Genomic DNA, 21140 nt, shown 5'->3' on the forward strand with positions numbered 1-21140 from the left:
CCACCTCGAAATTGGTGGACACCTATGCTCCTCGCTCCAGTCGATCACCGCCAGACGTCAAAGATGGACGGCTTACGTTTGTCAGTGGGGCGGCGCAGCGCGCTGCGTGCTTCGCTACGCTCGCGCTCGGCAATTCGAAGCTTTGCTTGCAGATCCGCCAGATCTGCGCGTAAGCGCTCGTTCTCGCGACTCAGTTCGTCGCGACTCTTGGATGTCGAACGTTTATTTTCCGTTACGGTAACGGAAACGGTGATGGCCTTCTGTCTCGCTCGAAACGCCGCTTGACGCTGCGCATTCGTCATCGCGTCGGGTTTGCGGGGGCGTCCACGCCCGCGTTTTTCCGTTACTTTTGACATAGGTAACGGAATAGTTTTCTTATTTTGTGGCTTGGTCACGGTGTACGGAGCCGTCGAATCGATGATGCTTATTTTTCGTTACTAATAACGAAAAATCAAGGTCAGAGGATGGTACAACCGCTGCCCCTGCCGGGAACGACAGGCCCATCATCGCATGACCGAACTAGTAGAGATGCCCTCAAGCCGTCGTCAGAAACTGAAGCGCAAGCCGGTGCGCGGCTCCTTGGTGCATTACCAGAAACGCGTCGTCGAGGTGATGGGCGAGGCGCGCGGATATCGCGTGATGATCCGCTCGATTCATCCAGACGGACAGGAGCGCGGTACGGCGGTGAAGCGGATCTCGCGTCGCTCGAAAACCAACTGTTCTGACCAAGCGTGATGAGCTGAACGGGCGGGTGCATGAGGCAGGTGATCGGAGACCACCTGCGGCCGCTCGCTTATCAGGTGGTCACTGCGCACACGCGTGCGAACTGTGATCAGTCAGCCTTTCTCGGACCATTATTCCTTTCAATGTCTAAAAACTCATCAACGAAGGTTCCGGCCGCTCGCCCCCCCTTATCGAGGATCTCGCGGTCTACGAAGTCGAGCGCTTCGCGAATCGCGCGTCCCTTGTCCGAACGACGCTCAGCGGACGGGAGGCTCACGAACATATGTGCTAGTCGAGACCGTTCGGCAACAAGATTTGAAATTTGAGCAGCCACCGTAGGGCCTCGATAATCTGAAACGAGCCCTGGGCGTGTTGCACGCGGAGGTGCCAGTTCAATGAGGTCATACAGTGCCTCCATTATTTCTCCTGAAGGCATATGCGAATCCTCATGAGACCTGCGCTGCAATTCGTTTCGAACCTCCTCTGCTTCTGCGATTGACGACTCTGGCAACGCTCGATGCAGGAACTTCGACGCGTACTTCAGGAACTGATCGCAGTTGTACATGTGCAAAGGCACGTTCGCGACATCCCAAAGTTCCTGTCTCAATTCGGGTAGAGGTCCGATTGTTTTACCACTCGCTCTTTGCCACCAATCCTCCTTCACATCGTCCGTGACGAAAATAATCGGAGACTTCGCTACTGAGGCCTTTTGCAATATTTCCAGCCACAAAACTGCGTCACCGTACTGACTAACCCATCCTTTGTCTCTATCACATAGCCCCGGAGGTTGCGACGTGTCAAAACGACTCTTCGCCTGATCGAGGAGCTTTTTCCTTTCAACGGCATCGGGCTTTTCACCGACTCTTTCGTGGAATACAGTGGTCAGCCGCGACAGCAGAGGATCTTCACCTGTCATCCAGTCCGGATGACGGTTTTCGCGCCCTTCCAAATCTGACTTTAGTTGAGTGAAAGTAACGTCCAGCGTTTGAGAGATTTGCTCGACGTCAATTCCAGGATGTCGTCGAAACGCGTTGAGAGCCTTCCTTAAATCGTCTCGGCACTTTTCCAATTCATCACGCAGTTTCGCATAACCTGAGGCGGCAGCGCTGATGACGGTAGGTCGGTTTCGGAAAAACTCAAGGCCAACCTGATACGGAATCCACACACGCTCGCGCAAAGCCTCCAAGGTTCGCATAAAATCATCCCGCGTTGTGTCCGTGTAGCGATACACGTTAAGCAGTGCGTTGGCATCGAAGACAAAGGTGCCTTCCGCCCACATCTGATCAACTAACTGCTGCTCGGGCCGATAGTGCCCAAAAAATATCTGTTTCATCCTATTTGCCCCTCTGCTTCAGACACTAACGACGCTTATGGCGTGGATTCGGCGACGGGAGAAATAGTACGCTAAATTTTTCTAACCATACCGCACTTGCTTTCGAAGGCATCCACGCCGGCTTCTGTGTGCCCGTAGCCGGCGCGTTACGCTGATACCGCTCGGAGAAAAAAACCGCTCGGCGATCTTTCCATGAGTTCCAGTTTTATTTCCATCACTAGCATGAGCCGTCCCGCGAAGTGAACTTGTTTAAAGGGATGTCTGGTTTTCGAGGGTCCCCTTGTTTTTTCGTTACACCTGATGCAGGTAACGGATTGCCTTCTAATCTTTCGGTCTGAACACGATGCAGAGTCTTCGGATTGAAGCGCTTATTTTTAGTTACGAATAACGAAAAATGAGCGCCATTCTCGAACCTAGCGAATTTCATCCATATTGTGTCGACTTCTCATACCTACGGCTTATCGCCAGTTGCACTCGAACTTGGGATCTTTGCCGTGGAATGATTGAGGCGAGTTTTCCGCGAGCGGTGCGAAATTCGATGCTCGATCCAGTGAGCTACGCCGCGTTATCGTCAACCTGACTTGCCGCCCTTTACGATCTTTTACCAGTGAGACACTTTTCATCATGTACCAAGCGTTGTCCGTTGCGTCGGTTTCAGCCGCGAAAAACTCTCATTCGCTTCAACGATGGCCTGAAGCCGAGCCTCTCGCACCAGCCGATCATATTCGTTGACCACGATGCCAAGGTCATCGACCAATCTGGCAGCCAGTTGCCATTCACCTGAGCTATCTCGATTTAGCTCGGTCAACAGGCGTTTTTCCACGTCGCTCAGAAAGATCGAATCGAGTCGTCCAAAGCCACTTTCGGTCAGAAAACCAGTCAACAACAAGATCTCCGCCATGCATACAGTCGCGTCGCGGTCAGCCTTACCCTGGCGTATTCGCTCAAAAGAGATTCGGACAGGAAGAACGAGTTCGTCGGCTGCTGCTCGCTTCATTGGCAGAAAAAGTGCCTTGTTATTTCGGGACCGTTTCACGAGCCCGGAGGGTCGCGCGTCGTTTCGCGCTTCAATGCGAGTCATGTATTGCTTTTCCTGTTATGCGCTAAGTTATCCTCAGTAGGAACTGAGTTTGATTTCGATTATATGTGCCGCCATGAACATAGCTGGCGCACATCACTTTGAGCTGGCCATGTTCGCGTGGACCTCCATAGCCTTTGTCGTTTCTATCATTGGCCGCAAGACCGGCTCAAGCGTAATGATCCACGCTTCCAGTAGGCCATCAAACGCTTGCAAAGCAACCTGTGGATTTCCTGTCGGCAATACCGCACCGGCTCCTTGGCCCGCACTTCGGAACGAACGACGCGTCGGCGACTGCGATAGGAACTTAGATCCTTACGCTTTAGATTTTACGTTCGCATGGTGATTCCATCTACGGTGGATGTCCTTTTTTTTGCTGCATACGCCTGCGAACAGAGTGACCTGGATAGAACCAGCGTGCGTAGCACAGGGAAGCTGACGACTGTATCGGCGACGAAGATTGACAGTTTCGGAGCATCGGCACCTCTGTCCGGACGGTAGTGAAAAGAACTGTGATTAAGGACCGACACATAAGGCACGGCAGTGCCGACACTTATTGAATGCTGGATTGCAGCGCCTGTGGATAACCGTCTGCGCGACGTATGTCACTCAGTGGGTTCGTGGTGTTAGCGAGGGGAAATCGGGCTGAAGGACGGCAGCCGGCAACGTACGAACCGCCCAATCGCGTGCTGCGGACGTGCGCATGCCTCGCGATGAGCGAACAGTGTCTGAAGGTCGAACTGAATTAGCCCGGTGGTGCGAGCTGCTGTCTGGCGAGCCTGAAGCAGGCCTCATGGGCAAGGGATGTGTCGGCCTGCTTGATCTGGCCAGCACGGATCTGGACCTGGCGCTCGAATTCGGCCTGAGCTGCGGCGTTCACGCCGTCGGGTTGCGCGCGCGCGCGGTGCGTGGGCGCTGCCATCCTGCTTTTCAGGCTGCGAAGCCAGAGCTGGCCACGTGCACGTTCGCGCGCCTCGTGCACATCGTGCACGTCGCGCATACCGCGGCGATGCTGTTTGGCCTCGGCAGCGGCTCGAAGCTGCCGCCGCAAGCTCGCCTTACTGCGTTCCTGTCGCAGCCATTTGGCAAGACCGAATGCGCCGAAGAGCGCCTCCGGCAAAGAACGAATGGCGGCAAGTCCCTTATAGCCGCCGTCTTCCTCGCGTTGGCAACGTGAGCGCACAGCTATCAGCCCGGCTGCCTGAAGGTCATGCATTGCCCGCTCTGCGCGGCGTTGGTCTAGGCCGGCCTGTTTGGCCAGAAATGGCATGGTCAGGTTTTGCATGCCGCCGCTGGCGACCGGGATGCCCACGCGCATGGTGAGCAAATCGAGGTATTTGAGGCTCGCACGCAGCAGCTGCACACATGCGACGCTACGTTCGGTACGTTGTTGGCGTGTCGAGCCATTCACGCAGTTCAGACTCGGCAACCATTCATCGGGCGCGTCAAGGTAGCGCCCGAGGCGTTGCATGAGTTCGGTCAGCACGCGTGGGTGTCCGCCCGCCCCGGTTCGGGGTGGTTTCGGTAGTCCCTCAGGGAGTGCCCCGATGCGACGTGCGTGCGATGAACGCGACATGTCGATGCGCGCGGTGTCGTCTCAGTGGTCGTGTCAGTGCGGTCAGTGAGCGCGGGCGGGATTGCGTAAAACGAAAACTTCAGCTTGCGTGTGGTTGATACGATTCATCGTTATTTTCTCTTGTCGTGGTCAGCACGCCGGTCGTGCGTGCAAGGGTGGTGCTTGACACCAGAAAGAGACTTGCTAAAATCAACTCGTCTATTGGCTCGACGAATTCTGGCGTCTTTCTGGTCTCTTACTGGTGCCCGAGTTCTTCAGGAACGACCCTCGCCGGCAAGCGAGGGTTTTTTCTTTTCAGCTATCCGATTTTGTGCTCCGGTGTTCTTGCCCAACACCGCACTCCTCCCGCGCAAGTTCCCGCCGCATAGATGGCCGCCGTTTGGACGTCGGTGAGCGGCTCCCGTTACCATGCCGACTCCGGTCCTTCCTTCTGCGCGAGCAACATCGGTGCAGACAAGCGCGGCGGCACTCTCCGATGAAGGGACGATCCAGGGCTGGCAGAATCATGGCTAGGCAGAGGCAGCTCCGGCATCGCCTCACCTGCACGCCAGATCCATGACGGAATGTCGCTCTCCCCGATCAGTTTCGACAGCGCATCTTCGTCCTCTTGCTCGATGCCGGGCGGTTGCACATACAGCGCAACCGGCTTCGGCAATACATCGGCAAGCACGGCGCACGCAAGCGGCTTGTTCTCGGCGAGGTTATAGCGCAGGCCTTTGACGAAACGCCGCTTCTGCACGGTGAGCGCATCGAGCATCAGCTTGTCGTATGCGTGCTCGAACGGGATCCAGTTGACCGAGACGACCATGACGGCGAGCGTTTCAATTGACGCGATACCGGTTGGTCCGACGCCAAACGTCGAGATGAAGGTTAAGTGTGAGTCTTCGATGCTGTCCCATAGCGCCAATTCGTTTTCGAATCGCTTCTGAAGCCGCAGATGCAATTCCTCGCTGAGCATGAACGGAAAGTCAGGCAGGTGCTTCGCGACGATCTTGAAGCCGTAACGCGACTCAGCAATCTCCTTCACTTCACCGATCGCGATCATCAGTTTGCGCGTCTTTCCGCTCGCAGCAAGCGCCGCCATGTGCGCGATGCGACGCTGCGTGATGCCCGCGGCATTGTCCTGCGAGTATGACTCGGGCACATAGAGCGAGCGGCCGAGCGGCTCGCCCTTGGACACCTTGCCTGCCGCTGCCTGCAAAAGGAATTTGCGCACGACGTACCAGCTGCGCGTGCCCGCCATTGCTGGATACCATCGATTCAGTCCTGCCTCCTCCCACAGGTAATGCAGGGTGCCGCGCAGCGTAAGCTTCGCGCCATCGGTTCGCACGGTATCGGCCGCTTCCCCGGAGGGCGCGGGTGCGATACGAGCACCGGTCTTTGACAGGCTGAAATCAAGCCTCAGCGTCGTGACGCCGTCCTCGATATTCTCCTGTATCGCCTCACCTTTCACCTCGCCCAGCCCTGAGAGTTCCGCTGGCGGTTCGTACGACGCACAGTCCGGTGCATGCGTGCCCCCCGTGTTCGGCATGCGCTTGATCACATAGTGTTCGCCGACCTTGGCGACATACATCGGCACACCGGCGGGCGTACACATGCACAGCGGACGTGCCTTACCGCCATGGGCATCAGCCAGATGCGCCTGCAGATCGTCGGCGGCGGCATCGTCGTCAACGATCACATCCTCGAAACGAAACCCGTACATGGTGAAGATTCCTGTTCCCAAACACTATGACTGAGGTGAAGAAATCACCGACGCTGACATGTCGTTCGACACCGCCGGACTGGCAAAGAGCTCACGCAATGGCGCCTCGATATAGGCCGGTACCCGTACGGGATAGTCGTGCGCGCGAAACCTGATTTTTGCGAGCGGCCAATCCTTGCCGTATTTGAGGTAACCCTGCAGGTCGGGAAGATTCGATAGCTGCGATGGCATCACGACCAGTTCCGGATCGCGCCGGCGCTCGCGGGTGTTGATGCGCCATCGTCCCTGCACGCCGGTCGGATGCCGCTCCACTTCGTGCATGCCGATCATCTCGGCCACGCGCTTGGTAGTCAGTGCATTGGCACCGCCCATGGCGAGCAAACTGCGGAAGCACGATAGCGCCGCTTTCGCCGGCAACTCGCCAAGTTGCATGTCCAATTGCACCAGATCCTGAACGCCACCCACCACGCACAGGCCGTGTTTGCGGCCTTTTGACACGGCGGCCTCAAAACTGTAAAGGCGACCGAGCGAGGCGAGCTCGTCCTTGTAGACCCATAGCCGCCGGTCGAAGGTCGGCGCTTCACTGAGGATCATTGCGTAGATCAGATCGAGCCAGATCGGGATGGTGGGGCCAAGCGCCGTACGCTGATCCTCGCGCCATGTAATCCAGATATTTCCCGCGTGCTCATCGCTCATCCAGCGCCGGATCGAGAAGTCGCCATCGGGTATGCGGCGCAGCGGACGAATGTATTTGTTGAGCGTAAAAATAATGCTGGCCGTCGCGCGCTCGGCGTCTTTCGCGAAGAAGCCCACCGAGTCGGTATTCTCAAGATACTTTTGCAGCACGAGACGTTGCTCGCGAACCAGCAGATCTGTGAGCGTTGTCATGTCCCGCATGTCGTCGGCGTCGAGCCGATTCATGGTGTCGGCAAGCAGCGCGCGGGCGTAACCGGCCCACTCCTCGGCCTGCTCGCCGTTCTGCGGCGGGATCGCCGAATGGGCGAGACGCTCGAAGTCAAAGCTGCTGTCAACTTCGTTGAATAGCGACCAGCCGACACACCGGACATCGTACGGGTTGATCACGATGTCGCCCGGCAGGTAGAACCTCGACAGGAGCGCGCCGTTGGGATCGACGACCACCATGCGGTCATCGCGGCGCAGGGCTGACGCCACAAGTCCGTTGATGGCCTGACTTTTACCGGTCCCAGGTGCGCCAACGATGATCAAGTTCTGCGTTTCAAGATCCGTCGGCATTTCGATCCCGCACACCGCGACAGGCGCACGCGGCGCATCGCCGTTTTTCACGGCCTGTCTGCGGTACCGGTTGTTATGCCGTGCGATGCGCCGGCTTAGCTGATACCGGTTCTCCATCTTCGTGCCACGGATAAATCTGGCGTACCGGTAGCCCTCGAAGCCATTGAAGAGGTATTCGCGGCAAGCCCACGCAGCCCCCACAGCGAGCGCCGCGCCTGGTATCACACCCCATAGAAGCAAGGGAGAACGGACGGCCGCACTCAGGCCATGAATGACGCCCGCAGGAAACGGGAATGGCGAATAGCCAGCAAGGGCGAAGGACACGGTGAGACCAAGCGCGAGCGCAAGCAAGGCGCTCGCCCACTGCATCAGCACGACATCGTGTTTTTGCATGATCAGCCGATTCCGTGCCCTTCACGTTGCTTTCCCGGCCTGACGGCCTCTTTTGCCTTTTCAGAGACTGCCTGCTTACCGTCGCGCGTGAACCCCGCTGCTTCGCGCAAATCTCCGAGGAACTCGGCGCGCCGTTCAATTTTTTCGTGCGCGTTCAGTTCGGAAAATTTCTTGCGTGCTTCAGCCTTGCCTTGGCCGTTGCCGGTACGTACGGCCTGTTGCTGCCTGACAGGCTCCACCGGTTTGCCTGCGACGTGAGTGCTGCGGTCGACAGCATCCTTCGTTTTGTTTCGTCCCAATTTTTTGAAACCTGTCACCGCGTCGGAGGGCTGCGATGCCGCAGCTTTCTGAAGACCGTTTTCAAGAATCCCGGACGATGGGGGCTGGGGCTGCCTCGCCTCCCCCGTGTCACGGACCTGTGAGCGTGTTGCCGACGATTTTGCTTTGACCTGTTCAACCGGCGCCGTACGCGCTGCGCTTTCGCGCGCGAAGAACGCGTCGCGCGTAGCATCAATCGCGGCCTTGTCCGGAGTCGACGGCGATGATGCCCGTCGTGCGCCGGCTTCTCTGATTTCAAGCAGTGATTCGAGTGTGGCTCGAGCCTCCTCAGTACTCTTCCCCGAGGTCTTCGCAATCGCCTCTACCGTGGCGGCGTACCTAGCCGGATCCTTCAACGTCTCTGCGGACGTATCAATACGGACGCTTTCCTTCTCATTTCCTACCAACGTCCTGGTTGCCGTCGTCTCTACCGCCTGCTCTGCGCCGTTCTTTGCGGCTTGCTCCACGATAGGGTGCGCCACAGTCTTCTGCGCCTCCTCAATCGCCCGGCGCACCTGTGCACGCAGTGCCTGCTCTTGTGCATCGAGCTTTATCTCAGCCAGCTCGAGCGCACGCGTTCGCTCCTGTAGCGACGTTGCCCAGCCGTCCAGCGTCTTCGGATAGGTCTTGGTTGCACCGCTCGGCGTCTTCCACGACATCGCATTCGCGAACATCTGCGCCGTCTCGGCGCGTGACCACTCGCGCGGCGGATTGATCTGCTTTGTCGCCTGCAAGATCTCCGCGACCTTCCGCGAGTCGATCAACGCGAGCTTATTGAGACCCGCGAGCAGTGATGCCCGATCGGCAATCCGCTCACCACGCTGCGTCTGCTCAACCTCTTTCTCGGCCAATGCCGTTTCAAGCGCGAGGCGCATGGCCGGTGTGTCAACCAGCTCGTGCTCCGTCAGGCCAAAACGCGCCTTCAGCACGCGCGCCTGTTCGTCGTGAGCCTTGTTACTCGCGCGCTGAGCGTCATCCGTTTGGATCGCATCAAGGACAGCCTGCGGATGTTGCGCAATCAAACTCTGACGAAATGCGAGATTTTGCTGTCGCGCGTGCAGACTCGCTTGACGGGCCGTGAGCGCCTGTTCACGTTCGGCCAATTCACGCTGACGGTCTTTATCAGCGAAGCGCAATAGGGTCTCTTCAAACATGTCTATCTCCGGCAGTTGATTTGAATACTTATGCGAGGGAGTGGTCTCGATTTATGTTCTTCTGCCTGAATATCTCCTTTTTTGTCCGGCGCTTTCCTGCTGCATCTGCGATCCCCAATGCCGTTCAACGGCGAACTGCTCCAACTACCGGGTGAAACAACGTGACGACGACATTCGGTATCACGTGACGCGGTACGCACACGTCATGTACACGAGCACACGGAAATAGCCGAAACGCGGGCCAGCAGATGAAATTGCTGCGCGCTATGTGCGGCGCGCCAGCATGCACAGCGAAGCACGCCGGTCAAACTCAGCGTCGTAACCCTTCATAACGCCAGCAAAGATGCCTGTTGCCGGCCTACTGCCGTTGGCATCTTGGCTCAAGCCCCCCGTTGTCCTATCATCCTGCGCAGGAAGCTTAAAGTTCACCGAGTTATTGCTCGCGCGGCACTGTATAAGCTCCCTACTTTTGACGAGTGCGTCCAGGGTCGGTCGAACTTCCTGCGTCGTGAGTCCAAACTTCCTCGCTAGTGCATAGGCCGAGTAGGTACGTCCAGATTGCATGATTGCGAGCAGACTTTCGTTCGTCAGTGCGATGGACGGTTTTGTTGGTCGTGCCATAGTGTTTCTCCAATTTGTACGTTGTCGAAATGGATATACGACATACGCTTGCGAAGCGCCGAGTCGGCGACCACGAAGGTCAATAGTGAATGCGTTGTTCAAACTGCCCGCCCTCGTACACATCGATGGCGCTCGGCGATTGAGGTTGTTGCCAAACGATGCGGTCGTAGACGGAGATGGTTTGCAGATCACCGCTTGCGTAGCTGCCGGTCTGATGCGTTCCAACCTGTTTCCCGACGCAAGCGAGCGGACCATAGCTGTTGCCATCGTCGTTCTGCGGGGCGGATGGCTGCGCTGTACCGGTGAGCTTGATGCCGCTCGATTGCCCATAGCCGGGACGACCGTGTTCAACTGAGCCCTGGACTACCAACGCACCCGTTGCGGCCGCCGTTGTGCCGGCAGGACATGGATCAAAGGGCGTGTCGATCTGCCTGACGCTCATCTCCGAGCCTGAGCATTGAGGAAATCCTCTACCGTGCCGCAAATCGCTATACAGGCGATCAATGGCGGAGGCGCATGTATCGGGTGCGCGTGGGCCACCGTTCGATACCGGATTGGCGAGACAGAGCACGACCTTGCACCCGTAGCTGTCATCGTCAGCGCACGCGGGCAGGCAGTGTGCGGCGGCCGCCAACGCGAATGCGCCCGACACGATCTGAATTTTCTGTTTGCGGTTGATCATCGGAGCCATTCGCCACGCTGCGAAACGCGAGATGGTTCCTGCACGCTTGCTGGGGCAAGGTTGTGCGCGCGGGCGACATGCTCACCGTCTGACATGGGTCGCACGCTCGCCAGGAAGCAGTAACCAATGCGCGGAACGGTCCTGATGTAAGTCTCTTGGGGATCGAGTGCCTGAAACGCCGTGCGCAATGCACACATCACCTGATTAAGGCTGTTTTCACTAACCTCAAAGCCGAAACTGCGCCATCCCTCATCAAGCAGGTGCTCGCGGTGCAGCAAGGTCTTCGGTGAATGCGCAAGTATGCGCAATAGGCGTGAGGCAACCGGCTTCAACATGACGCTGTCGATCTGCCCCATCAGATCGACCAGCCGATCTTGCGTGGGATCGAATAGCCACCGGTCGTTCAGAACGAATTTTTCGTTCAATGTGTAGTGCTTATCCACAGCATATCTCCTTTGGAATGGCCTTTGCCAAACCGATGCCGCTGGTTTTGTCGCGATGCGCGTCCCGCTTAGCGCGGCCTCGCGACTCCGAACCCGGTTCCTTGCACGCTTACCATCGCGGCTCGTCATAGCGTCTAGCTGGAGCCTGCGCACGGGTACCCTGCACTGGTACGTACGGTCGCGGTAGCACGTTCGTTGCCCGCGGAGCGCGCCTGCGCCATGCCTGCGCGCAATGCCAGGTAGCGCGCACCGCCGACAGCGACAGATAAAGTGGAGCCACGCCGACTGCAACCAGCCACGCGATACATAGCAGCGGAGGTAGGATTAGCGCTCGACATTCGCCGATCATTCGGCCAGTCATGTAGAACGACAGTGGAAACATCAGCGACCAGAACTGCAGGCCCAGCGTGCGCTCGTGATGCCAGCAGTGCCATGCGAAGATGGCCGCGACAATAGCGTACGCGTCGACGAATAGCATGACCACCAGCAGTTCGTACTTTTCAGTTTTCATTTTCTGTTCCTTTGCCGGTATCCGGTGTGTTGGACAGTCTGTGATAACCCTCTTCTTGATCTTCGTCGTAGGTCGTGAACCAATCACGCTTATCGGTGAGCTTCGGCGATTGTGCGCTCGATCGCGTATGACGTGTCGATCCTGCCTGCGCAGAAGCAACGCTACCCGTGTGTGTCGCTAAGTCCGGAACGACATCTATCGGTTGCGCACCCGCCTGTGCCACCACAACCTCGTTAACCGGCGCTGACGCCGCGACTTTCATTGCGTACGCCTGTCCGCGATCGAGGTCGCCCGTGTAGTAGCACGACAGGGCACCGCGGACCGCGGCATTACCTGTCAGCTTCCTTGCAAGTGCACGCTCGTAGCATTCGCGGAGAATTGCCGCACCGGTTTTCAGGTTCGTGCACGGATCAAAAATGCGTTGCGCCGTTTGCCCGAACCGGGCGATGTTATGCACGTTCACTTGAATCAACCCCATGCTGTAATTCCAGCCACTTGCATCAAGAGAGCGCACCGTCGCCAGCGCTTGCGCAAGCGTCTGTGGTTGATACGCGAGGTGGCCACCGACGACACCGATCGCAAATGGGTTTCCGCTACTCTCTACTGTCGCCACCCTTCCAAGCAGATCATGGTGGACGTCAGGCGCGCACTTCATCGCAAGCGCATCGAAAGCAGAGGTCGGGATTGCTGGAGCGGCCTTGGACATCGCTGGCATCGCGAGCCACGCGACGACAAGCGCCATGCGCATGCGGGATGCGATGCAGTATTCAACGCGGCTCATAAAGTATCCGGCTGATGCCACGCAGACCGTCGTCATAGCGGTGCATTTGCACCACCACGTCAATCAGGCCGCGCGCGTAGTCAATAATCTCGCCCCGTTGCATCGGCGAGCCAAACCGCATGACCATCTGCGCCAGACGTCCCCACATATGCTCGGGGCTTCTCGCGTGGATGGTTGACAGGAATCCGTCATGTCCGGAGTTGAGCATTTCAAGCGCGACGTACGCTTCCGCGCCTCGCAGCTCGCCCGCGATGATCCGGTCCGGCGACATCCGCAAAGTAGCCTCCATCAGATCAACCGGCGTGACCTTTGAGACGCCCTGGTTGCCATGCGAGTACAGCAGATGCACGGCATTGGGCTGACGCAGCCGTATCTCGCGCGCATTCTCGATCGTGACGATCCGCTCTTCAAGCGGAATCAGCTTGAGCAGCATCTTGATGAATTCCGTCTTCCCGGTATTCGTCGCGGCGCTGATTATGATGTTCAGCTTCGCCCGGACCGCCGTCACCAGGAATTCGGGCCAGTTTTTCTCGCGATACAGCAGCCCCAACCTGGCGTGAATATCCTCCGAATCGGGCAACGGTTCGTTGACCCGGTTGAACGCGCCGCTCTCAATGTAATAGTCCATCACCAGATCGAGCGTCGAAGGCTTGCGGATGGTGATCGATGCAGTTTCAGGCGGAACTGCTGGCGGCAAGATGATCTGCACGCGAAAATCCCGGTCGTCCTGTCCGGTCAGTTCTGACGGGATGGATGCGCCGAGCAGCGGGCGCTCCATGTTGATCGTCTGATCCGACACGTGTGCGACCTGCTCGGCGATATCGCGCAGCGTCCCCATCTCCAGATCCGGTAGATCCACCCGCTGCATGAAGCGCGTGCCCTGCCGTCCGACCCATGCTACGCGCGGACCATTGATCGCGATTTCGGTGACATCGTCGTCCTCGAACAGCGGGCGCAAGCCTGCGGTCCGGTTCAGGAAGGCGGGCAGGATCGACATCAGCGGCCTCCTGCGGCGTGGATTGCAGCGATACCGAAAGCCACAGGCAGAGGCGACGGAAAATCTCCCGGATATGCGATCACGACGTTCATTCGATCTCCTGCGAGGCCGGCTTGCAGTAGTCTGAAAAGTCAAGCTCATGCTCGACCTGGATGCGCACGCGGCTACCCTGTGGGTTCGTGATCGTGGGCTGGATAGCGGCATAGCCGCCGAGAAGCTGCTGGGACGACTGCGCAAGCGACTGCTGGACGTTATCGCGATACACGGAGGCGGAATTTGCGCCATTCGATGTCGACGCGCCGACATTGGATGCGCCGGCGCCGAGCAGTGAAAGCACCGCGCTCATCCCCAGGATTTGGCCAAAGTGATTGTCGACATCGCCGTCCAACCCGGCGGAGCCCAGTTGATCGGCCACAGGTGAGTTGAGGCGAATTTTTACGCCATCCGGGCGATACGCCGTCGCCGTTGCGATGAACGTCCGGTCCTGCCCTTTGCGCACGGTTGAGTTGGGCTGACCCGTAATGCGCGTGCCCCACGGCAGAAGCGGAATGCGCCCTTCTTCCCCGAATGCGTCACGATCCAGCATGACCGCAATCGCTCCCGGCAGGTCCGACACGATTCGCGGGATCAGATGGCCTTCGAGGATGTAGCCAGGCTCGATCTTGCACTGACGGTTCGTGATCCTTGTGGCCTTCGCGGGCGCATCGTCGCTGTCCGCCACCGCCCGCGCGAACAGGGAATTTGCATCGGTCAATCCCTGCCCGTGCTGAGCTGAAACCGGCCCGCCCGCCGACCCACCACCTGCCGATGCAAGACCGCCACCAGCGCTGCCCTCTTCACCAGCGACGTCCGCCACCTGCCCGCCGGCATCGGGTGCAAAAATCGCCGAACGGATGCGGGCCTGTCGCATTTCCTCTTCCTTTCGGCGTTTCGCTTCGGCGGCAACGCGCCTGCTCTCCCGCTCCGCCCGCTCAGCAGCATCCGCCGCGGCGTCGCCCGGAGTGCTGGATAGGGTCGGCATCGGCTTGCCCGATGCCACGGAGCTCACCGGAATGGGCTGCGGCGCCGGCGTATCGGCGAGCTTGCCAGGCGATGGCGCATCCTCGTGAATCTTGGGCTTTTCTTCATGCACAACGGGCGCGGGCGCTTGCTTCATCAAGACGATGGCTAACGCGCACACGGCCAGCATGACACCCGCGCCGATATAGAACACCGACTGACGTCGACCACGTGACGGATCGGCCGCCAATGATGTACGCCTCAGTTCCTCAGCCGCTTCGCGGCGCTGTTGCAGCCCGCGGTTGCGCTCAGAATCTTCACTGACCGTCGTATCAGGGTCGCGACGATCAGCGGCCTCATCCGGATCAATGGGCTGCGTCAACGCTTATCTCCTTCATACGGCGTGTTGCGCTCGCGCGGGCTACGCACAGCACCTGATTGCCATCACGCAGCGTGAAGCGATCGGCCATCTGTTCCACCACGAGATACGGCCCCTCGCGCCGAACGTTCGCCAGTTCCTCTGTGCCGTCGTGATCAACGACATAGATGAAAGGCTTTGTCCTGTCGACCGATGTCAGGAAGTAAGTGAACTGCCCGTCGTCGAAAATCCGCTGCAGTCCAAGCGCACGTTCATTGCCTGAGACCAAATAATTACGATTTACCACGCGCGGCGGCATATACATGGGCGATGCGGAACCATCCGCAACATCGTCCTCCCCCACGTTGCCATCGCCCGGATACACAAAACGGATGGCAAATACCGCATCTGCGGCCTTCTTCGAACTCGACAGATTGAAGTAATAGACGTGGTTACTCGTCGTCACGGTCAAGTTCGTCTGTGCATCCGGCTCGACCGGCTTGAGCACCAGATGATTGCGGAACTTGCCAATCTGCCAGGCGATCGTGTCACCGACCGCCGTATTCAAGATTCGCTCGCTCGGCGCGAACTCGATCGTGGTCGTATAGCCGTAGACCGAGGTCACCTCGTAGACCTGATTCGCGTCATACGGCATCTGACGCATCCGGGGATCCGTCGGCATGGCGCGTGGAAGTTGGGCCGCCTGCGCTTCGACAACGCAAGCGGCGCCCGCTAAGAGAGCCGCGATCACCGCGACCCGATACACTTGACGCATCACTTTCATATCTGATTTCCTTTAAGCAGAGCGGTCTGCTCCAGTCACGGCGTCGGCGCACCGGGCTCGGTGTTCGGTGCAAAAGCCGTCACCATGAACCCATTGCCATTGATGTAGCGGTTCTCAGGCGTCAACGCCTGCTTGACAAAGTCATAGCGAAACAGCACATGCCAATAAATCAGGTGGGCCTCGCCACTGCCGTCATTGAATGTGGTGAACGTCGCTTCGGCCTTCTTTTCGTCCCGGTCGAGAATGCGGATGCGCACCTCCCTAACCCGCCGCACGGTGCTCTCCCCAATGCTGTAGTACGGGTTGTCCTTGTTCTTCGGATCCATCTCGTGAGCGAACTGGTCATCGACCTCAGTCGAGGAGTGCAGCCTGACGTAAGCGATGTGATCGTCACGGAACTTGCGATCCAAGGTGAAACGTTCGGTGATGTAGCGGGCGAGTTCGCTTTCGATGATGGCGTCTCTCGACAGCAGCACGTCGGGCGTGCCGATCTCGCTTTTTGCGACGTGATCGTGCTGATCGATCGTCAACACGACCGGCGGGACGTAGCCTTCATTCGCCTTCTCGAACGCGACGGCCGCCAATGCAAGACCTGCGACCGGCCACGCTGCCAGCGCAAGCAACCAGGCGCGGTTGCGCGATACGCGGATCGATTCGTACGACTCGCTGCGCTGCCCTGTACTCCTCAAATTGGGCTTGCGGGCTCTTATCTTTACCATCTCGGTGCCTCGCTATTCATTGCTGATTGGCTCCCGTGGGCATCGCCACTTCCACCGCCGCCACCGCTACCGCCAGGCTGACCCACCCCCGACGGCGGCTCCTGAAGCTGCGCACGTGCTCCACCACCGGGCGAATCGGAGGAGGCGTTTCCGCCATTCCCGTTACCCCCACCGCCCGAGCTCTTTCCACTGCCAGTCAGCTTTTGCAGGATTTGAGAAATGGCAAATCCCGCCGCCATTTCGGCCACACCACCGCCTGCGGCACCACTCGATGCAAGTGCCGACGCGAGGGGCCTCACGCCAAGCGCCACGAACAGCAAAAGGAATCCCTCGACGACGATCGCACCCACTGCGTCGGCCGTCTTTTGTGCTGTGGTGGGCGCCAGCGTCCCCATCAGGTTGGTCACCGCGCCGAACGAGAACACCACCGTGATGCCCAGCAGAATGCCCACCAAGGCGAACTTGAACATCGCCGAAAACCAGTTCATTCCATAGCCGCGCGTGGCGTCCCAGAACAGCAGCGGCAGAAACAATGGCCCCAGCACCGCGGTAATGCCCAGCCCCATGATCGATGCCACGTTCAGCGTCAGCACCACCAACGCCAGCAGCGCATTGAGCAACGTCAGCCCCACCCCGATGAGAACAATCCCGATGTTCAACACGGATTGACTCATCATCGAATCGGCCAGCACGCCGACCTTGCCGCATACCGTCTGTACGTATTGCAGAGTCGTCATTCCGCCCATAAAGATCGAGACGGTGTTGTCGCGCAGTTCGGAGAACATCGTGAAAATCTTGCCGCCGAGGCCGCCCCAATTCAGGCCACTGAAAATGAACATCATCGTCAGCATCATGCGCACGAGCGGCCACACATCGGCCGGGTCCCGGCCCGAGTGAACACGCACGACCTTCGCCGCGAGCCAGAGCATCCCCATCAAGATCGCAATCGGCATGACCTTCGCCGCCAGCAGCGGATAGTGGGTTGCCACGAGCGTCGCAGCGCTTTGCGTCACCGCATCGGAAATCAGCTGGATAAATCCAAAAACCGGGTTGTCACCCATGACCTGGTCTCGAAATGCGTCAACCAACGATCGCCAACGTATGGAAATCACACGCGCAGGGCGACTTCGAAATCGCCCCCGAATGCGCGCATCCCACGAGCGCCACCACCGCGGCGATCAGAAGGCACTGGATGAGTCGTTTCATTGGGAAGCTCCCTGCTGGGTTTGTCCAAAAAATTTCGCGCGTGCCGCGTCGGCCTGATTGCTTCCGTTGAGCTGGCTCGCCGAGAGGCGCGCGGTGAGCGCCTGAAGCTTGGTCTGCGCCGCTTGAGCCATGCCCAACTCTGCCGTCATGCGGTTCTGGAGGTCGGCGGCGTCCTTGACGTTCTGAGTCGTATCGACCTGCTGGGCGAGCGTCTGGAAGTTCTGCAGGTGCGTCTGTGATTCGTTGTAAAGCGCCTCGCTGACCGACAAGCCGGCGAGCGTCGCATCGGTATTCAATTTGTAATTCGCGCCCTGGTTTGAATTCGAGAAAGAACTCGGCGAAAGCGCGTTCATGACCTGCCCGTAGGTCGACTGCAGGTTGGCGTACGTGCCGTTCTTCTGCTGCGCCACCACGTCCTGCCAGCTGCCCGGGACAACCGCTGATGAGTTGATCGCCCCGGCCAATCCCTCAGCGCCGCGGCCATACGAGCCGACCACGGTCGCATACTGCTTCTTGAGTTGGTCGAGCTGCTCGCCCATGGTCTGCAGCTGCTGCGCAAGCTGGATGGCTTCCTGTGCGTTAAACACCGGCACCCCTGTCGAGAATGCAGGTATTGAAACGGCAATGAACGCCGCCGCGACCACAACTGATTTGATGCGTCTCATGCCTGCCACTCCTTTGCTGTTTATTGCTGGTGCTGAATGTCGACGCTCAATGGACATTGTGTGTGGCGAGCGCGAGCGCACGCTCCATGTACACCGGCACCCATATGCAGGGCTCGTTCGTCCCAAGCTCCGCGCGAATCTGGTTCATCAGCGCCACGGATTTGTCGTTGGATGACAGCACCGCAATCAGTTCGGGAATGTCCTGAATGTCGAATGAGGCGCGTACGCTCACGCCGTTTCCCTTCTTGATCAGCACCCGATACTCTTTAGGATTGGCGCGCTCCACGAACTGGAACTCGCTTTCCGAAAAATCAAGGTTGTCCACGTAGTCGCGCCGCTGTGCCTTATCGTTTGCGAAATAAAAACTGGTGACCGCCTGGTTTCTCACTGCCGCAACCGGGTGATACAGCGCGCTCGGTTCCGGGGTGATGAAGCCCGTTACGCAATTGCGGCGACGGAACGTTTCACGGTAGGTCTCGATCTTTTTTGCCCAGAACGGATCGCGAATCAGCATCTGCCCTTCGTCCCAGATGATCATCGCGGGCGTGCCGTCGAGCGACTGTTCGATCCGGTGGGTCAGGTAGTTCAACAAGATCGGCAGCTCCGGGCGCGCATCCTTGTCCTTCATCAGCTCGCGCATCTCGTAGCGGTAGTGACGGTGCTGTGACACATCGAGCGAGTCTTCTTCGTTGTCGAACACTGCAGCGTTCGCACCGTCGCTGTGCCAAATCGCCAGCGCCTTGTAGAGCGCGGAGTTACGCGCCCCGAAGCGCCAAGCGAGATTGCGAAGCCGGCGATCCTCGAACCGCGTTTTTGCGTCGTCGAAATTGTCCTCGACGGCATGGTTGATGCGCTCGATATCGTCAACCGAGAGCGCATGGCCATAGCATTGCGCCATCATCTGGAGCAGTTCACGCAGCATGGCCCGGCTCTGCTCGCTGTTGGGCATCTTGCAGGGATTGCCCAACGAGCGTTGCAGACTCAGTACGATGTCGACGCCGCCCATCGCTTGCATGAACACAGTCGCGCCGTTCTCCCGGTCGAACCAATGCACGCGTGGTTCCACCTTGTCGGCAAGCGCCGTCAGCAGCGATGCATAGAGCGACTTGCCGACCCCCGTCTTCGCTGCGGCATTCCAGTGCCCCGCCACCATCCCAGGGCGCTCCTCATGCAAGTTGAGGTGATAGCCTGTCTTACCTTCTGTCGGCAGGACCATCAGACAATCGCCCCACAGATTGCCTTCGCGTCGGCCCTGCGGAAAGGTGTGCAACGACGCAAAGCAGGCGAATGCGACGGTTTCGATCTTGCCGACACGCCCGTTATGCCGCTTGGCCGCACCGGGTATTTGTGACCAAAAAGCGCGCTCCATGCCGCCCGATTCCACCACGGGCTTGACCCCCCAACTCTTGAAGCATTCGCCTACCTTACCGACCGATTCCTCGAGATTGCTTAATGCTTCGAGGGCGGCTTTTTCGGTACGACCGACCACCGGGACATGCACCAGCACGCTGAGGTGATGCGTGCCGAGTACGGCTGAATCAGCCGCCTGGCGCTTGCGCAGCTCCGCCACCTGGGCGGACATGCCTGCGGTCGTGCGGTCATGCGACAGTCGCGCCTCACTGGTCGACGTGGCGAGGCTCGCGTCGAGGCGATCGATCGGGAAGAACTTTTGCGTGATGATCATTTCCGCGGGCAGCTTGTGGAAGCGGTCTCCCATACCCGCCATCGCGCCGTCCGGCCACCGGGACATCGCAAGCACCTGGCCGATGCGACGGTGATTCAGTGCGTCGACTTCGAGTATCTGCTTGCCAAGCTGCTCGTTACGACCAAAATGCAAATAGGCGGTGGCCATTGCCTGAGCGAGATTGAACGGATCGGCGAGCACCGGCCCATCCTCAAGCGTGACGAGATAGCGTAGGAAGCGCGCAAGCTCGCAACACTCACCGATGTCTTCTTTGACCCGCCCGAGACGGCGCGGCGCATAGTGCGCGAGCGACTTCATCAAGGAATTGACCTTGTCTTCCAGATCACGGGCCTGCCGAGTCTCGGATTCGAGCTTGCTGTTGGCGCCGTCTGGCGAAAACAGGTTGAACACCCGCTCCATCCGGCCGACGACGCCGCTGTAATGCCGATAGCGCACGACGGCGAGGTAGATTTCGTGTTGATAGAGCGGGTGCTTTTTGTGACGACCCTCCAGCTTGTCGTTCACCAACCGCGCAAACCAGTTGCGATAGGTGCCGCCCGGCCAACGGTCTGACACCAGGCGAATGTCATAGGCGTAGATGCCGATATTGCTATCGGCAATGGCCTCCAGCGCCGTTTTGCGCTGGAACTTGTACGCATCCACGCCGTGATCGTCGAGCATCTCAGAATAGAGGCCCTGCATCCGGATGATCTGCACCAGCGCATTGTCCTTCGTGCGCAATGTGTGATTGTTGTAGTAGGCGTTCTCACCGAATGGCAGCTCCACCGAAGCACCCAGATCATCGGCATCGTCCTTGTCCGACTCCGACTCGTGTACGAACGGCGATGCGTCGAAATGCCTATTGAGGAAATTAGCGAGGGACATAGGTTTTTGCGCCTCCCCACTTCCTGATGCTGCGTGGCTTTGATGGCTTGCCTGAGCTCTGATACAAGACCGCCAGCCGGAACATATCCTTGGCCGTCAACAGATAAGACGCAATGATCAGAAGGGGGACCGCCAACACCACGGGCCACCATTTGAGGAACATGAACGTCACCGCCGGCAACGTGAACGAAGCCAGGAACAGTTCGGCAAGGCAGCCCCATATCATCCACGGCTGAACCATGCCTTTGGGTATCTCATGGACCTGTTTCAT

20 protein-coding genes are annotated in these 21140 nt (G+C 58.6%); 1 reads left to right on the forward strand and 19 read right to left on the reverse strand.

The genetic code is table 11. From position 1 onward, the window contains the following. Nucleotides 1–44: 44 nt before the first annotated feature. A complete protein-coding gene (locus AWB78_RS47020; protein WP_157697734.1) occupies nucleotides 45–395 on the reverse strand; it encodes a hypothetical protein in 351 nt (116 codons plus the stop codon). A gap of 115 nt (nucleotides 396–510) precedes the next feature. Here AWB78_RS47020 and AWB78_RS35985 point away from each other — a divergent pair, with 115 nt between their 5' ends. After that, the gene (locus AWB78_RS35985) at nucleotides 511–735 is read left to right on the forward strand and encodes a hypothetical protein (RefSeq protein WP_232478011.1); all 225 of its coding nucleotides are present in this window, start codon (nucleotides 511–513) and stop codon (nucleotides 733–735) included. 97 nt (nucleotides 736–832) lie between these two features. Here AWB78_RS35985 and AWB78_RS35990 read toward each other — a convergent pair whose 3' ends face one another. The 18 genes from AWB78_RS35990 to AWB78_RS36080 all read right to left on the reverse strand — a co-directional run bounded on the left by AWB78_RS35990 (nucleotide 833) and on the right by AWB78_RS36080 (nucleotide 21140). Beyond that, nucleotides 833–2056, reverse strand: a complete 1224-nt coding sequence (locus tag AWB78_RS35990; protein ID WP_062611490.1) for a PIN-like domain-containing protein — start codon at nucleotides 2054–2056, stop codon at nucleotides 833–835. A gap of 622 nt (nucleotides 2057–2678) precedes the next feature. After that, nucleotides 2679–3137 (reverse strand): Fis family transcriptional regulator, encoded by a 459-nt coding sequence (locus AWB78_RS35995; RefSeq protein ID WP_157697735.1) that lies wholly within the window; start codon nucleotides 3135–3137, stop codon nucleotides 2679–2681. 742 nt (nucleotides 3138–3879) lie between these two features. Next, nucleotides 3880–4620, reverse strand: coding sequence for a hypothetical protein (locus tag AWB78_RS36000; protein WP_157697736.1), 741 nt, complete (start codon nucleotides 4618–4620; stop codon nucleotides 3880–3882). Between the two features lie 493 nt (nucleotides 4621–5113). Next, nucleotides 5114–6415, reverse strand: coding sequence for a DUF1173 domain-containing protein (locus AWB78_RS36005; protein ID WP_074173614.1), 1302 nt, complete (start codon nucleotides 6413–6415; stop codon nucleotides 5114–5116). 24 nt (nucleotides 6416–6439) lie between these two features. Next, nucleotides 6440–8062 carry a type IV secretion system DNA-binding domain-containing protein gene (locus tag AWB78_RS36010; protein ID WP_062611493.1) on the reverse strand — a complete coding sequence of 541 codons (1623 nt, stop codon included), beginning with the start codon at nucleotides 8060–8062 and terminating at the stop codon, nucleotides 6440–6442. 2 nt (nucleotides 8063–8064) lie between these two features. Further along, the gene (locus AWB78_RS36015) at nucleotides 8065–9534 is read right to left on the reverse strand and encodes a hypothetical protein (protein ID WP_062611494.1); all 1470 of its coding nucleotides are present in this window, start codon (nucleotides 9532–9534) and stop codon (nucleotides 8065–8067) included. Between the two features lie 700 nt (nucleotides 9535–10234). Beyond that, the gene (locus tag AWB78_RS48745) at nucleotides 10235–10837 is read right to left on the reverse strand and encodes a hypothetical protein (protein ID WP_074173617.1); all 603 of its coding nucleotides are present in this window, start codon (nucleotides 10835–10837) and stop codon (nucleotides 10235–10237) included. Next, complete coding sequence (locus tag AWB78_RS36030; RefSeq protein ID WP_062611497.1) at nucleotides 10834–11280, reverse strand: winged helix-turn-helix domain-containing protein; 447 nt, start codon at nucleotides 11278–11280, stop codon at nucleotides 10834–10836. The genes AWB78_RS48745 and AWB78_RS36030 overlap by 4 nt, the downstream gene beginning before the upstream one ends. Nucleotides 11281–11389: 109 nt before the next feature. Next, entirely contained in the window at nucleotides 11390–11791 is a 402-nt protein-coding gene (locus AWB78_RS36035) for a hypothetical protein (protein ID WP_062611498.1), read from the reverse strand. Then, entirely contained in the window at nucleotides 11781–12572 is a 792-nt protein-coding gene (locus AWB78_RS36040; protein ID WP_062611499.1) for a lytic transglycosylase domain-containing protein, read from the reverse strand. The genes AWB78_RS36035 and AWB78_RS36040 overlap by 11 nt, the downstream gene beginning before the upstream one ends. Next, nucleotides 12559–13569 (reverse strand): P-type DNA transfer ATPase VirB11, encoded by a 1011-nt coding sequence (gene virB11, locus AWB78_RS36045; RefSeq protein WP_062611500.1) that lies wholly within the window; start codon nucleotides 13567–13569, stop codon nucleotides 12559–12561. Before virB11 ends, AWB78_RS36040 begins: the two co-directional genes overlap by 14 nt. Nucleotides 13570–13657: 88 nt before the next feature. Continuing rightward, nucleotides 13658–14950, reverse strand: coding sequence for a TraB/TrbI/VirB10 family type IV secretion system protein (locus tag AWB78_RS36050; protein ID WP_062611501.1), 1293 nt, complete (start codon nucleotides 14948–14950; stop codon nucleotides 13658–13660). Then, on the reverse strand, nucleotides 14934–15710 hold the full coding sequence (locus tag AWB78_RS36055; protein ID WP_062611502.1) for a TrbG/VirB9 family P-type conjugative transfer protein: 777 nt from the start codon (nucleotides 15708–15710) through the stop codon (nucleotides 14934–14936). The genes AWB78_RS36050 and AWB78_RS36055 overlap by 17 nt, the downstream gene beginning before the upstream one ends. A gap of 35 nt (nucleotides 15711–15745) precedes the next feature. Continuing rightward, on the reverse strand, nucleotides 15746–16429 hold the full coding sequence (locus AWB78_RS36060; RefSeq protein ID WP_062611503.1) for a VirB8 family type IV secretion system protein: 684 nt from the start codon (nucleotides 16427–16429) through the stop codon (nucleotides 15746–15748). Continuing rightward, nucleotides 16423–17490, reverse strand: coding sequence for a type IV secretion system protein (locus AWB78_RS36065; protein WP_062611504.1), 1068 nt, complete (start codon nucleotides 17488–17490; stop codon nucleotides 16423–16425). Before AWB78_RS36065 ends, AWB78_RS36060 begins: the two co-directional genes overlap by 7 nt. A gap of 141 nt (nucleotides 17491–17631) precedes the next feature. Beyond that, a complete protein-coding gene (locus AWB78_RS36070; RefSeq protein WP_063959070.1) occupies nucleotides 17632–18300 on the reverse strand; it encodes a TrbJ/VirB5 family protein in 669 nt (222 codons plus the stop codon). 46 nt (nucleotides 18301–18346) lie between these two features. Further along, on the reverse strand, nucleotides 18347–20869 hold the full coding sequence (locus AWB78_RS36075) for a VirB4 family type IV secretion/conjugal transfer ATPase (protein WP_062611505.1): 2523 nt from the start codon (nucleotides 20867–20869) through the stop codon (nucleotides 18347–18349). Continuing rightward, the gene (locus AWB78_RS36080) at nucleotides 20856–21140 is read right to left on the reverse strand and encodes a VirB3 family type IV secretion system protein (RefSeq protein ID WP_062611506.1); all 285 of its coding nucleotides are present in this window, start codon (nucleotides 21138–21140) and stop codon (nucleotides 20856–20858) included. The genes AWB78_RS36075 and AWB78_RS36080 overlap by 14 nt, the downstream gene beginning before the upstream one ends.

Origin of the sequence: Caballeronia calidae (assembly GCF_900044055.2) — a bacterium.
GTDB lineage: Bacteria > Pseudomonadota > Gammaproteobacteria > Burkholderiales > Burkholderiaceae > Caballeronia > Caballeronia calidae.